General features: G+C 71.4%; 11 protein-coding genes and 1 pseudogene. 8 read left to right on the forward strand and 4 right to left on the reverse strand.

Going from position 1 to position 14,181, the window contains the following annotated elements:
- The first annotated feature begins 26 nt into the window (after window positions 1–26).
- The 4 genes from QQK35_RS14925 (at window position 27) to QQK35_RS14940 (ending at window position 4,063) form a co-directional block, all read left to right on the forward strand.
- Entirely contained in the window at window positions 27–1,088 is a 1,062-nt protein-coding gene (locus tag QQK35_RS14925) for a 4-hydroxy-3-methylbut-2-enyl diphosphate reductase (RefSeq protein ID WP_284255721.1), read from the forward strand.
- A complete protein-coding gene (locus QQK35_RS14930) occupies window positions 1,060–1,662 on the forward strand; it encodes a DUF6264 family protein (protein ID WP_284254864.1) in 603 nt (200 codons plus the stop codon). The genes QQK35_RS14925 and QQK35_RS14930 overlap by 29 nt, the downstream gene beginning before the upstream one ends.
- A 33-nt stretch (window positions 1,663–1,695) precedes the next feature.
- Window positions 1,696–2,865 (forward strand): sensor histidine kinase, encoded by a 1,170-nt coding sequence (locus tag QQK35_RS14935; RefSeq protein ID WP_284254865.1) that lies wholly within the window; start codon window positions 1,696–1,698, stop codon window positions 2,863–2,865.
- 61 nt (window positions 2,866–2,926) lie between these two features.
- The gene (locus QQK35_RS14940) at window positions 2,927–4,063 is read left to right on the forward strand and encodes a hypothetical protein (protein WP_284254866.1); all 1,137 of its coding nucleotides are present in this window, start codon (window positions 2,927–2,929) and stop codon (window positions 4,061–4,063) included.
- A gap of 2 nt (window positions 4,064–4,065) precedes the next feature.
- Here QQK35_RS14940 and fbaA read toward each other — a convergent pair whose 3' ends face one another.
- Window positions 4,066–5,100: a class II fructose-bisphosphate aldolase gene (gene fbaA, locus QQK35_RS14945; RefSeq protein ID WP_284254867.1), complete on the reverse strand. Its 1,035-nt coding sequence runs from the start codon at window positions 5,098–5,100 to the stop codon at window positions 4,066–4,068.
- A gap of 119 nt (window positions 5,101–5,219) precedes the next feature.
- Here fbaA and glpX point away from each other — a divergent pair.
- The 4 genes and pseudogenes from glpX to QQK35_RS14965 all read left to right on the forward strand — a co-directional run bounded on the left by glpX (window position 5,220) and on the right by QQK35_RS14965 (window position 10,802).
- A pseudogene (glpX, locus tag QQK35_RS14950) lies at window positions 5,220–6,213 on the forward strand (class II fructose-bisphosphatase).
- A gap of 130 nt (window positions 6,214–6,343) precedes the next feature.
- Entirely contained in the window at window positions 6,344–6,964 is a 621-nt protein-coding gene (locus QQK35_RS14955; protein ID WP_284254868.1) for a TetR/AcrR family transcriptional regulator, read from the forward strand.
- A gap of 2 nt (window positions 6,965–6,966) precedes the next feature.
- Window positions 6,967–8,700 (forward strand): ABC transporter ATP-binding protein, encoded by a 1,734-nt coding sequence (locus QQK35_RS14960; protein ID WP_284254869.1) that lies wholly within the window; start codon window positions 6,967–6,969, stop codon window positions 8,698–8,700.
- A gap of 98 nt (window positions 8,701–8,798) precedes the next feature.
- A complete protein-coding gene (locus QQK35_RS14965) occupies window positions 8,799–10,802 on the forward strand; it encodes an ABC transporter ATP-binding protein (RefSeq protein ID WP_284255722.1) in 2,004 nt (667 codons plus the stop codon).
- A gap of 6 nt (window positions 10,803–10,808) precedes the next feature.
- On the opposite strand, the gene QQK35_RS14970 is transcribed toward QQK35_RS14965, so the two are convergent.
- From QQK35_RS14970 to QQK35_RS14980, 3 genes are read right to left on the reverse strand one after another with little or no spacing between them, the layout of a single operon-like run.
- Window positions 10,809–12,167, reverse strand: coding sequence for a DNA recombination protein RmuC (locus QQK35_RS14970; RefSeq protein ID WP_284254870.1), 1,359 nt, complete (start codon window positions 12,165–12,167; stop codon window positions 10,809–10,811).
- 47 nt (window positions 12,168–12,214) lie between these two features.
- The gene (locus QQK35_RS14975) at window positions 12,215–13,354 is read right to left on the reverse strand and encodes a geranylgeranyl reductase family protein (RefSeq protein WP_284254871.1); all 1,140 of its coding nucleotides are present in this window, start codon (window positions 13,352–13,354) and stop codon (window positions 12,215–12,217) included.
- Between the two features lie 21 nt (window positions 13,355–13,375).
- A complete protein-coding gene (locus QQK35_RS14980) occupies window positions 13,376–13,963 on the reverse strand; it encodes a 3'-5' exonuclease (protein WP_284254872.1) in 588 nt (195 codons plus the stop codon).
- Window positions 13,964–14,181 lie beyond the last annotated feature (218 nt).

The raw sequence follows: 14,181 nt of genomic DNA on the forward strand, positions 1-14,181 counted from the left end.
CTCCGTAGAATTCAGGGGTGTCCGGCATCACCAACGGGGTCCTCCCGATTGCCTCGCCGCGCGTGCGTCCCGCGCGCGGGCGACTGCGCGACGAACCCGTCGCCGGCGCCAAGCGCGTGCTGCTCGCCGCGCCGCGCGGATACTGCGCCGGGGTCGACCGCGCGGTCGTCGCCGTCGAGAAGGCGCTCGAGCACTTCGGCGAGCCGGTCTACGTGCGCAAGCAGATCGTCCACAACGTCCACGTCGTGAGCGAGCTCGAGCAGCGCGGCGCGATCTTCGTCGACGAGGTCGACGAGGTGCCGGAGGGCGCGCACCTCGTGTTCAGCGCGCACGGCGTGAGCCCCGCCGTCGTCGCCGGCGCCGCGGCCCGCGGCCTGCAGGCGATCGACGCCACCTGCCCGCTCGTGACCAAGGTGCACCGGGAGGCGACCCGGTTCGCCGGGCAGGGCCGCCAGATCCTGCTCATCGGCCACGCCGGCCACGAGGAGGTCGAGGGCACGATGGGCCAGGCACCCGAGCGCACGATCCTCGTGAACTCGCCCGCCGACGTCGACCTCCTCGAGGTCGACGACCCCGAGAACCTGGTCTGGATCTCGCAGACCACGCTCAGCGTGGACGAGACGATGGAGACCGTGCGGCGCCTGCGCGAGCGCTTCCCGCACCTGCAGGACCCGCCCTCCGACGACATCTGCTACGCCACCCAGAACCGCCAGGTCGCCATCAAGAAGGTCGCGCCGGATGCCGACCTCGTCATCGTCGTCGGCTCGGCCAACAGCTCCAACAGCGTCCGGCTCGTCGAGGTCGCGCTCGAGCGCGGCGCGAGGACCGCGCACCGCATCGACTACGCCGACGAGATCCAGCAGGCCTGGCTCGACGGCGTGCGCACGGTCGGGGTGTCCAGCGGCGCGAGCGTGCCGGAGGTGCTCGTGCAGGAGGTGCTCGAGCAGCTCGCCGATGCCGGCTACCGCGACATCGAGGAGGTCCGCACCGCGGAGGAGGACCTGATGTTCTCGCTGCCGAAGGAGCTGCGTCACGACACGAGCGGCACGGCGGACGAGCGTGCACTCGGCGGGCGGGTTCGCGCATGAGTGCCGACGCCGCCCCCGCGCCCGACCCGCACGCGCCGGATTCCGAGGCGGAGCGCCGCCGCCGGCAGGCGCCCCGGTACGGCGAGTACGCCACGCCCGAGGAGGTGGCCGCGCTCCGGGGTCCGGATGCCGCCCCTCCCGCCCCGGCCCTCCCGCCGCCCCCGCCCACCGGGCGTGCGATCCCGGGCCCCCTCCGCCCGGCCACACGCGCGCGGCCGGATGGGACGGCATCGCCACGATCGCGCTGCTCGCCTTCGGCGCGTACAACGTCGTGGCCGGCATCGTGAGCTTCCTCGACATGCCCGGCCTGATCGCCGAAGCGGCTCGCTCCGCGGGCGTGGACGACATCCGGGCGCCCGCGCCCGCGCAGGGCATCGGGTACGGCCTGGTCGGCGTCTGGGCGGTGCTGTTCGTCGTCGCGATCGTCTGGTCGATGCAGCGCCTGCGGCACGGCCGGACCGCGTTCTGGGTGCCGCTGCTCGTCGGCGTCGTCGCGCTCTCGATCGCCTCGATCACATGCCTGATCGTGTTGAGCGCCGCCACGGGCTTCGATGTGCCCCAGAATCGGGGCTGAGCAGCCCATTCGGCGCAGGGGAGCGGAGGCGGCATGAGGGTGCGCGTCCTGCCCCGCGACATCGCCGGCGGCATCATCACCGGCACGATCGCCATGATGGGCTGGGCCATCGGCGCGACCACGATCGTCGTGACGGTGCCGATGCTCATCGAGACCCTCGTGCGCCGGGGCCGGGCCGACGAGCTGCCGCTGCCGCTCGTCATGCTCGCGGTGCTGCTGGCGGGCATCGCGCTCGTCGCGCGATGGCAACGGCGCTGGACGGTGCTGACGTACCTCGCCCTCGGCGCGGTCGCTAGCACCGTTTACGAGCTGGCGTTGCTGCACGGCGACCCCGGCATCCTGCGGGACGCGCTCTTCGTGCTGAACCGCCCGACGCTGGCGCTCGTCGCGGTCGGCGTCACGGCGACCTCGCCGCTGGTCGGCATGGCGTGGGTCCTGCTCGGCTACGCGGTGGCCGGCGGCGTCGCGCTCGCCGTGGCGGTCCTCGGGCAGGTGCCCTTCGATCCGGGTCTCGGGCCGACGATGGTCGTCGTGGTCGCCGCCGTCGGCTACGCGACGTTCGGCGCGATCCAGGCGACCCAGCGCCGCCGACTGCCCAACTTCGACGAGCTCGAACGCGAGACGCGCCGGATGGCGCTGGGCGACGACCTCGCCCGGCGCACGACCGCCATGGTCCACGACACGGTGCTGAACGACCTCGCGATCGTCATGAACGCTCCCGACCGTCTGGATCCCCGAGCCCGCGAGCGGCTGCGCGTCGACCTCGCCGCGCTGCGCAGCGGTGAGTGGCTCTCGGCCGGCGAGAGTCTGCCGTCGGTCGACCGGCAGGATGCCGGCCTGCGCAACGAGCTGTCGGTGCTCGTGAGCGAATTCCAGTGGCGGGGCCTGACGGTGCAGGTCACCGGATCGACGATGGGCGTCTACCGGTTCCGCCCCGAGGCGGCGCGGGCGCTGGTCGCGAGCGTGCGCGCGTGCTTCGAGAACGTGCTGCGGCACGCGGGCGCCACGGTCGCCGAGCTCGAGCTGGTGGAGGGCCCCGACGCGCTCACCGTCATGGTGACCGACCAGGGGCACGGGTTCGACCCCGGTGAGGTGCCGCCCGACCGGCTGGGCCTGCGGATGTCGGTCGAGCACCGCCTGGCGGCGGTCGGCGGCACGGCCCGCGTCTGGTCGGCGCCGGGGAGGGCACCTCGGTGCTGCTGACCATCCCGATCGAGGCCGTGCTCTCGCCGCAGCCGGAGTCGTCGCACCGAGGGGACGTGCGATGACGCTGCTCGAACGCCCCCGCGGCACCCTCTCCGCCCAGCAGGTCGACCCGCTCAGCTGGGTCTCCGGTCCGTTCGTCCCGCTGGTGCTCGGGCTGCTGGTGCTCGCCTATGGGTCCGTGATGGGGGCCATCACCCTGCCCGACGTGCGGCATCCCGGGGCCCAGTTCGTCGCGGCGGGCATCTGCGCGGCCGCGTGCCTCTTCGTGCACCTGGCGACCCGTCCGATGCGACCGCAGATCGGCTGGGCCGCGGGGGTGATCGCGATGCTCATCGCCGCGTCGGGGCTCGTGCTCTCGGCTCTCGGATATGTCGGGGCGCGGTTCACGATCGAGACGTGGTGGGCGCCGATCGGGGTCGCGATGGTCATCGCGTCGCTCGCGCCCTACCTCTCCGTGCGCCGCATCCTCGCGCTCGGTCTCGGTGCGACGATCGTGGGCACCCCGTTCGCCTATCTCGCGATCGCGCCGCAGGTGCCGCTGTGGGGTCCGGTGTCGATCGCGCTCATGATCGCGGGACCGCAGCTGCTGGGCGTGGCCGGCGCCGCGACCTTCTCGGCGGTCGTGGTGCACCGGATGGTGCCGATGCTCGAGCGGCGCTCGCAGTTGCTCGTCTCGCTCGACGCGGCCCGCAGCGAGGATGTCGAACGCGCCGAGCGTCGCCGGCTCGCCGAGCTGAGTGCGCGGGTCGTCCCCTTCCTGGAGGGCGTCGCCGAGACGGGAGAGGTCACCCTGCGGGATCGCGGACTCGCCGGGCAACTCGCCCGCCAGCTGCGCGACGACCTCGTCGCCCGCTCGAACCTCAGCTGGCTCGACTCGGTCGCCGAGACCGAACCGATCGTCGTGGTCGACCCGGAGCGACGGGCGAACCGGATGCGTCCGGCGCAGCGCACGGCGTTGCGCGGGCTGCTGCGTGCGATCCTCGAGACGCCCGGCGCCGACGCCGGATCGGTGCTCGTCGAGCTGCGCGGGCAGCCCGACGGCGCCACCGCGGTGGCGGTGAGCCTGGATGTCGACCTGCCCGAAGGCCGGCGCATCATGCACCTGTCGCCCTACTACCTGACGCTGGACACGGCGGTGCGCGGACTGCGCTGGGACGACGTGCGCCACCTTCGTTTCGAGGTGCCGCCGGAATGAGGCTACGTCGCGCTGATCGAGTGCCCCGCCGAGCCGAGCTGCCGCGTCGCCTCGATGACGCGCGCGGCCATCGCGGTCTCGGCGATCTTGCCCCACGCGCGCGGGTCGTAGATCTTCTTGTTGCCGACCTCGCCATCCACCTTGAGCACGCCGTCGTAGTTGGTGAACATCGTGCCGACGATCGATCGCGTGAACGCGTACTGCGTGTCGGTGTCGATGTTCATCTTGATGACGCCGTTCGCGACGGCCTCGGCGATCTCGGCATCCGATGACCCCGATCCGCCGTGGAAGACCAGGTCGAGCGGCTTCTCGGCGGTGCCGAAACGCTCGGCGACGCCGCGCTGGATCTCGCCCAGCAGCCCGGGTCGCAGCTTGACGTTGCCCGGCTTGTAGACGCCGTGCACGTTGCCGAACGTGAGGGCCGCGATGTACCGCCCGTTCTCGCCGAGGCCGAGGGCCTCGACGGCCTGGATCACGTCGCCCGTGGTCGTGTAGAGGGCCTCGTTGGTGCCCTCGTGCTTGACACCGTCCTCCTCCCCGCCGACCACGCCGATCTCGACCTCGAGAATGGCGTGGATCGCCTTCATGCGCGGCAGCAGCCGGGTCGCGATCTCGATGTTCTCGGCGAGCGGCACGGCCGAGCCGTCCCACATGTGCGACTGGAAGATCGGGTTGCGCCCGGCCTTGACCTCCTCCTCGGAGGCCGCGATGAGCGGTTCGACGAACCCGGGCAGCGCGTCCTTGGGGCAGTGGTCGGTGTGCAGGGCGACCGTGATCGGGTAGTTCTTGGCGACCTCGGTCGCGAACTTCGCGAAGGCGAGCGCGCCGGTGGCACGGGCCTTCACCGTCTGGCCGGCGAAGTAGTCCGCGCCCCCGGTCGACACCTGGATGATCCCGTCCGACCCGGCCTCGGCCAGCCCCTGCAGGGCGGCGTTGATCGTCTGCGACGACGAGACGTTGACGGCGGGGAAGGCGAATCCCGACTTCTTCGCGGTATCGAGCATCTCGGCGTACTGCTCGGGCGTTGCGACAGGCATGACACTCCTTGGGCCAGAGGGGAACCCCGCGATTCTACCGAGGACGCTCGATAGGCTGATCGCGCGCGAACGCCACCTCGTCGCAGCTCCCGTTCCCTCACGATCGACAGGATGCCGAGATGGCCTCGTCCGACACCGGTGCGGCGACGCACTTCCAGAACCCCGACCGCAACCTGGCTCTCGAGCTGGTGCGCGCGACGGAGGCGGCCGCCATCCGGGCCGTCCCGTTCATCGGCCGCGGCGACAAGAACGGTGCCGACGGCGCGGCGGTCAACGCGATGCGCACGTTCCTGGCCACGGTCGAGTTCGACGGCGTGATCGTGATCGGCGAGGGCGAGAAGGACAAGGCGCCCATGCTGTTCAACGGCGAGCACGTCGGCACGGGGCACGGGCCGGCGACCGACATCGCCGTCGACCCGATCGACGGCACCTCGCTCACGGCGGCGGGACGCCAGAACGCGATCTCGATGATCGCGGCCTCCGATCGCGGTTCGATGCTCGACGCGCACACGGTGTTCTACATGCGCAAGATCGTCACCGGACCGGAGGGCATCGGGGTCGTCGACATCCGCAAGCCGGTGGGGGAGAACATCCGCGCGCTCGCGAAGGCGAAGGGCAAGGAGGTGGGGGAGATGCTCATCGGGGTGCTCGATCGCCCGCGTCACGAGCAGCTGATCGCCGACATCCGGGCGGCCGGAGCGGGCACCCGGCTGATGCTCGACGGCGACGTCGCCGGCGGGATCAACTCGGCCAGCTACGAGGGGCGCCTCGACATGTGCGTCGGCACGGGCGGGAGCCCCGAGGGGTCGCCACGGCGTGCGCGATCAAGGCGCTCGGGGGCTGATCCAGACGGTGCTCGCGCCGAAGACCGACGAGGAGCGGCAGAAGGGGCTCGATGCCGGACTCAAGTTCGACCACGTCTACGAGGCCGATGAGCTTGTCACGAGCGACAACACGTTCTTCGTGGCGACCGGCGTGACCGACGGGATGCTCGTGCGCGGCGTGCAGCGCAAGGGCCCGATCATCCGCACCGAGAGCATCGTGCTGCGGGCGAAGTCCGGCACGATCCGTCGCATCGCGGCCGATCACCTCGCCTCGAAGTGGCTCGACTGACGCCGCCCGCACTCCCACTGGCCAAAAACGCCCAGTGCGCTCCGCGCGCACAGGGCGTTTTTGGCCAGTGGAGGAGGCTTCGAGGCGGAGGCGCTTGACTGAGTGAGTGCTCACTCACTACGGTAGCCCGGTGACCCTTCCCACCGGCTTCGTCGTGGCGCGCGAACGCGCCCGGCCGTTGGCCCCGGAAGAGCGCCGAGCTGCGATCCTCGACGCCGTCATCCCGCTCCTCAAGGAGCAGGGCCGCACTGTGTCGACGCGGCAGATGGCCGAGGCCGCGGGCATCGCCGAAGGTACCCTGTTCCGGGCCTTCGGCGACAAGGAGAGCCTCATCGCCGCCGCGATCGAGCGGTACTTCGACCCGGAGCCGTTCCGCAACCGACTGCGCGGCATCGATCCCGACGACCCGACCGAGGACAAGGTGCGGCAGTTCGTCTCGACGTTCCTGGAGCGGTTCCAGGGCGTCGTCGGCTTCATGTCGGCGATGGCGATCGAGCCGCCGCAGCCGCCGAACGGCGAGGACGTGCGCAACAGCGCCTGGTACGGCCTCATCGACCAGATCTTCCGGCCAGGCGAGCTCGCCGTGTCGAAGGAGACGTTCGCATTCTTCGTGCGCCTCGTCGCCTTCGGCAACGCGATCCCCGCCTTCACGGGCCCGCACGCCTTCACGACCGACGAGCTCTCCGACCTCATCCTCCGGGGAGTCCTCCCCGTCCCTCCCCGCACGAACCCTCCCCGCACGAAAGGCTGACCATGCTGCGCAAGATCCTCACGCGCTTTCTGCGGCCGTACTGGCTGCTGCTGCTCGGCGTCGTCGTGTTCCAGGTGCTGCAGTCGATCGCATCGCTGCTCCTGCCGAACATCAACGGCGACATCATCAACAACGGCGTGGCGAAGGGCGACGCCGGCTACATCCTCGGCCGCGGCCTGCTCATGCTGCTCATCACGCTCGGCCAGGCGGCCTGCTCGATCATGGCGGTGTACTTCGGCGCCCGCACCGCGATGTCGTTCGGCCGCGACCTGCGCGGGGCGATCTTCCACCGCGTCGGCGAGTTCTCGGAGCGCGAGGTCGCCAAGTTCGGCGCCCCGTCGCTCATCACCCGCACGACCAACGACGTGCAGCAGGTGCAGATGCTCGTGCTGATGACGTGCACCCTGCTCGTCTCGGCGCCCATCCTCTCGATCGGCGGGATCATCGCGGCCGTCAACGAGGACGCGACGCTGTCGTGGATCATCGTCGTCGCCGTGCCCGCGCTGCTCATCGGGGTGGGCCTGATCATCACCCGGATGGTGCCCCAGTTCCGCAAGATGCAGAAGCGCATCGACGCGGTGAACCGGGTGCTGCGCGAGCAGCTCACCGGCATCCGGGTGGTGCGCGCCTTCGTGCGCGAGCCGGTCGAGGTCGCGCGCTTCGATGACGCGAACGCCGCGGTGACCGAGACGGCGCTCAAGGCCGGTCGGCTGTTCGCGCTCATGTTCCCGTTCGTGATGCTCGTGCTCAACCTCTCGAGCGTCGCCGTGCTCTGGTTCGGCGCGGTGCGCGTGGACGACGGCGACCTCGAGGTGGGATCGCTCACGGCGTTCCTGCTCTACCTCGCGCAGATCCTGATGGCCGTCATGATGGCGACCTTCATGGCCGTGATCCTGCCGCGCGCCTCCGTCTCGGCCGATCGCATCGGCGAGGTGCTCGAGACCGAGCCGAGCGTGCGTCCGCCGCAGGCGCCGGTCACGACGCTGCGCATGCACGGCCAGGTCGAGCTGCGCGCCGCCGGCTTCTCCTACCCCGGCGCCGACCAGCCGGTGCTGCACGCGATCTCGTTCACCGCGCGGCCCGGCACCGTCACCGCGATCATCGGCTCGACGGGGTCGGGCAAGTCGACCCTCGTCAACCTGCTGCCCCGCCTTTTCGACGCCACGGCGGGAGAGGTGCTCGTCGACGGCGAGGACGTGCGCGACATCGAGCCGGACCTGCTGTGGAGCCGGATCGGGCTCATCCCGCAGAAGGCCTACCTGTTCTCGGGCACGGTCGCATCGAACCTGCGCTACGGCAATCCGGATGCCACCGACGACGAGCTCTGGGAGGCGCTCGAGATCGCGCAGGGCGCCGAGTTCGTGCGCGCGATGCCGGAGCAGCTGCAGGCGCCGATCGCGCAGGGCGGCACCAACGTCTCGGGCGGCCAGCGACAGCGGATCGCGATCGCCCGGGCGCTCGTGAAGCGGCCCGAGATCTACGTCTTCGACGACTCGTTCTCGGCACTCGACACCGCGACCGATGCCCGGCTGCGTGCCGCGCTCGACCGTGAGGTGGGCGACGCCACCCGGATCGTGGTCGCGCAGCGCGTGTCGACGATCCTCGACGCCGACCAGATCGTCGTGCTCGAGCACGGCCGCATCGTCGGCATCGGAACCCACGACGAGCTCCTGCACTCCTCCGAGGAGTACGCGGAGATCGTCGCCAGCCAGCTCTCGATCGAGGAGGCCGCGTGAGCGCGGGGACGGGAGCCGCGGCTCCCCAGCAGAAGAAGACCCAGGGCTTCCAGGCGGCCGGCGCACGCCGTCCGATCGGCGGCGGCCCCTTCGGCGGCATGGGCAGCGGCGAGAAGGCGCAGAACTTCGGGCCGTCGGTGAAGCGCCTGTTCGGGCGGTTGAAGTCCGAGCGCGGGTGGCTGACCGGCGTCGTGCTGCTCGGCGTCGTGAGCGTCGTGCTGAGCGTGCTGGGGCCGAAGATCCTCGGCAACGCGACCAACATCATCTTCAGCGGCTTCCTGTCGAAGAAGCTGCCGGCGGGCATGACCGTGGATCAGGCGGTCGAAGCGGCGCGGCAGAAGTACGGCGACCAGATCGCCGGCGTGCTACGGGGCGCGGGCATCCACCCGGGCCACGGGATCGACTTCCCGGCGCTCGAGATGACGCTCGGCATCGTGCTCGTGCTCTACGTCGCCTCGAGCGTCTTCAGCTGGCTGCAGGGCTACCTGCTGAACGGGGTCACGCAGCGCACCGTGTACCGGCTCCGGCGCGATGTGGAGGCCAAGGTGCACCGCCTGCCCCTGACCTACTTCGACCGCACGCCGCGCGGCGAGCTGCTCAGCCGCGTCACCAACGACATCGACAACATCTCGCAGTCGCTGCAGCAGACGATCAGCCAGCTCGTCATCTCGGTGCTGACCGTCATCGGCGTGCTCGTGATGATGTTCACGATCTCGTGGCTGCTCGCGCTCATCGCGCTCATCACGGTCCCGCTCACGATCGGGATCACGGCCATGATCGGCAAGCGCGCGCAGAAGCAGTTCGTGGCCCAGTGGGCGCACACCGGCGCCCTCAACGCGCAGATCGAGGAGGGCTACACCGGCCACGCGCTGGTCAAGGTGTTCGGCCGTCACAAGGAGGTCGAGGAGCGCTTCGCGCAGAAGAACCAGGAGCTGTACGGGGCGAGCTTCGGCGGTCAGTTCGTGAGCGGGCTGATCATGCCGGCCACGATGTTCGTCGGCAACCTGATCTACGTCGCGATCGCGGTCATCGGCGGGCTTCTCGTCGCGAGCGGCTCGATGAAGATCGGCGACGTGCAGGCCTTCATCCAGTACACCCGGCAGTTCACCCAGCCGCTCGCGCAGCTCGGGTCGATGGCCAACCTGCTGCAGTCCGGGGTCGCGAGCGCCGAGCGCGTTTTCGAGCTGCTCGACGCCGACGAGGAGGTGCCCGACCCGGAGCCCGCGCAGAGCCCCGCGGGGCGCACCGGCCGGCTCGAGTTCGACCACGTCGCCTTCCGCTACGAGCCGGAGAAGCCGCTCATCGACGACCTGTCGCTCGTGGCCGAGCCGGGGCACACGATCGCGGTCGTCGGCCCGACCGGTGCGGGCAAGACGACGCTCGTGAATCTCATCATGCGCTTCTACGAGCTCGACGGCGGCCGGATCACGGTCGACGGGGTCGACACCTCGGCGATGACCCGGGCCGACCTGCGCGCACGCACCGGCATGGTGCTGCAGGACACCTGGCTCTTCCAGGGCACGATCCGGGAGAACATCGCATACGGCAAGCCCGGTGCCACCGACGACGAGATCACCGCCGCGGCCGAGGCCGCCTACGTCGACCGCTTCGTGCACTCGCTGCCCGACGGCTACGACACGGTGCTCGACGACGAGGGCGGCAACGTCTCGGCGGGCGAGAAGCAGCTCATCACGATCGCGCGCGCGTTCATCGCCAAGCCGAGCGTGCTGATCCTGGATGAGGCGACCAGCTCGGTCGACACCCGCACCGAGCTGCTCGTGCAACGGGCGATGAGCGAGCTGCGCAAGGACAGGACCAGCTTCGTGATCGCGCACCGGCTCTCCACGATCCGGGATGCCGACCTCATCCTGGTCATGGAGGCGGGCGCCATCGTCGAGCAGGGCACGCACGACGAGCTGCTCGCCGCGGGCGGCGCGTACGCGCGGCTCTACGAGGCGCAGTTCGCAGCACCGGTGGATGCCGAGGAGCAGGCTCCCGTGCCCGCGCTCGTCGGAGCTCCCGCCGGCCCGCCGACCGCCGGGCAGATCGTGCGCGAGGGGCTCGAGGAGGCAGCGGAGTCGGGCGACCTCGAGGCGCCGTAGACCCGCTCAGGCGGTGCGGCGATCCTCCGCGGACCCGTCGTGCGGCAGCCCGAGGTCGAGCTCGGGGCGACCGACGCCATCGAGCGCGTCGAGCGCCGCGAGCTCCTGAGTCAGATCCGACGCCGAGATCTGCCGGGTGTCCTCCTCGATCTCGCCGAGCGGCGGCAGCACCTTCGCCTCGTCGAGCTGGCTCAGCCGGCGCGCGCTCGGCAGCACCTGACGCTCGAGCGAACCGACGAAGCTGTTGTAGTCCTTGACGCTGCGCTCGATCGAGCGGCCCAGCTTGTCGACGTGCTCGGCCAGCTTGGTGAGGCGGCCGTACAGCTCGCGGCTCACGTCGAACAGCGCCCGCGCCTCCTGCGTCACGACCTCGTGCCGCCAGCTGACCGCCACGGTCTTCAGCAGCAGGTACAGGTTCACCGGCGAGCCGAGCACGACGTTCTTGGCGAACGCGAACTCCATGATCGACGGGTCTGCCTCCACCGCGGCGGAGAGCAGCGACTCGCTCGGGATGAAGGCGACGACGAGCTCCGGGCTCGAGTCGAGGCCGTCCCAGTAGCTGCGGGCGCCGAGCGCCGAGATGTGGTCGCGCACGACCTTGACGTGCTGCTTGAGCAGCGCGTCGCGCCGGGCGAGCTCGCCGGGCTCGGCGGTCGCCGGGATCGCGGCCGCCTCCAGGTAGGAGGTGAACGGCACCTTCGCGTCGACGGCGATGCTCTTGCCGCCGGGGAGGTGCACGATCATGTCGGGCCGGGCCGTGCGCTCCTCGACCCGGATGCTGGTCTGCACGTCGAAGTTGACGTTCTCGAGCATGCCGGCGGCCTCCACGACCGCACGCAGCTGCGTCTCGCCCCAGACGCCGCGGGTCGAGTTGTTCCGCAGCGCGGCGTTCAGCGACTCGGCGGTCGAACGCAGCCGCTCCTCCGACGCCTGCGCGGCGCGCAGCTGCTCGCTCAGCTCCGTGTGCTGCTGCGTGCGCTGGGTCTCGAGCTCGGCGACCTTCGACTGCATCGAGGTCAGCGACTCCTTCACCGGGGCGAGGGCCTGCAGCACCCGGCTCTCCTCGCGTTCGGCGGCCGCACGCCGCTCGGCCTCCTCGCGCGTGCGCTCGACCAGCTCGCGGTACTGGCTCTGCGCGTCGGCGAGCCGCTCCCGCAGCTCGTCGAGCCCGGCGGTGGCGGCCGCAAGGCGGGTGCCGAGCTCCTGCCGGGCCTCGGCGAGGGCGACCTGGTGCCGCGCCTCGAGCACGGCGGGGTCCGCTCCGGATGCCGTGGCCTCCCGCCGGGAGCGCATCACGAGCGCGCCGATCACGCCGCCGAGCGCGATGCCGACCACGAGACCGATGAGAAGCCAGACCACGTCCATGCCGTCAGTGTCGCAAGGGCCGCGGACATCGCCGGGTTGCCGCTCCGTCAGTCGGCGTCGAAGCGCCGGCCACCGCGCCGGGCGAGCGCGCGCACCACCGGCCGTTCGAGCATCCGGTCGACACGGGCGTCGGCGCTGCACAGGTCGAGGAAGAGCCGCCGTCCCGCACGCGTGTGCGCGAGACTCCAGTGGTAGGCGCGCGGCATCCGCTCCCAGATCCGAAGGGCCGTCGCGCCCGCCCGCTGCTGAGGCGCGAGTTCGGCATCCACCGCGCGCGCGTACGCGTCGAGATCGCCCCCGGTCGTGGTGAAGGAGCCCGCCGCCTGCCCGGCCATCCGCCCCGATCGGAGCGCGAACGAGATGCCCTCCCGCGTCCACGGGTCGAGCATGCCGGCGGCGTCGCCCGCGACGAGCACGCGTCCGCGGCGCAGCGGCGACGAGCTGGTGCGCCAGCGGGTGAGGTGCCCGGAGTCGTGGATGCGCTCCGCGCCCGCCAGCCCGAGCTGCCCGACCCAGCGATCGAGGTAGGCCCGGGTGCGGTCCGGCACGCCCGTGCGCTGGATGACGCCGACCGTGAGCGTGTCGCGCTTCGGGAACAGCCACGCGTAGCTGCCCGCATCCGGCCCCCAGTCGAAGAGCGCGCGGCCGGCCCAGTCGTGGTCGGGGGCCGCGAGCTCCAGCTCGAGACCCAGGTCGGTGCCGCCGTAGCGCACGCCGACGTGGCTCGCCGTGCGGCCACCCGTGCCGTCGGCGCCGATGACCGTCGCGGCGAGGAGCTCGTCGCCGTCGGTGCGCAGGTGCACGCCGTCGGCGTCCTCCCCGATCGCGCGCACGGCGACGCCGTCGCGGAACTCGGCGCCCGCCTCCACCGCCGCATCCACGAGGGCCTGGTCGAAGTCGGCGCGGCGCACCATGCCGAGGAACGGCTCGTCGCGCTCGATCCAGTGCCGATCGCGGTCGTCGTGCCCGATGCCGAGCCGCGTCGTCGCGTCCTCCAACGTCGACTCGATGCCCGCCGGCAGCTCGCGCCGCGACCACCCGGTGATGCCGCCGCCGCAGGTCTTGTACCGCGGGAACCGGGCGCGATCGATCAGGAGCACGCGGGCGCCGGCCTGGGCGGCGAATCGGGCCGCCGCCGAACCGGCCGGCCCGGCGCCGACGACCACGACATCCCAGCGCCCGGTCACCCGGTCAAGGGTAGGCGGTGCTCAGCCCGCGAGCGCGACCGGATGCTGCAGGAGCGAGAGGCGCACGCTGGCGAGCTCCGACAGCTCGACGAGGTCGATCGCGCCGTAGCGGTCGGCCGCGTGGATCATGATCGCGGCGCACGCCTCGGAGTCGGCGACGGCGTCGTGGTGGGCGAAGTCCTCGAAGCCCGCGGCCATCGCGACCGACGGCAGGCGGTAGGAGTCGAGGTGGTAGGTCTTGCGGGCCAGCTGCAGGCTGCACATGTAGCGGTACTGCGGCACCGTGATGCCGGTCGCGAGGCACGCGGCCTTGATGACGCCCATGTCGAACCCGGCGTTGTGGGCGACGAGGATGTCGCCGTCGCAGTACTCGACCAGGTCGGCGAGCTGCTCGACCCAGCCCGGAGCGTCGGCGACCATCTCAGGCGTGATGCCGTGGATGCGGATGTTCCAGTCGACGAAGTGGTCGTGCCCGAGCGGCGGCCGGATGTACCACCCGATGCGATCGACGACCTGCCCGTCGCGCACCTTCACGAGTCCGACGGAGCAGGCGCTCGCCGCGGAGCCGTTGGCCGTCTCGAAGTCGATCGCGGTGAAGTCGAGGGGCACGTCTCCGACTCTGGCACCGGGCTCCGACATCCCTCGGTCGGACGCGCCGAATGCCGAGGACCCGCGCCCCGGAGGGGACGCGGGTCCTCGGTGGTGATGCCTCGCCCGCTCATCGCGAGAAGGTGTACGGCAGCAGCGTCTGCTGCGCCTCCTGCGCGAGGCGGTTGCGCTCCTGCAGCGCGAGGGCGCGCTCCAGGCGGTTGGCCCGGCGCTCGGCC

It is taken from the genome of Pseudolysinimonas kribbensis, from assembly GCF_030161895.1.
GTDB lineage: Bacteria > Actinomycetota > Actinomycetes > Actinomycetales > Microbacteriaceae > Pseudolysinimonas > Pseudolysinimonas kribbensis.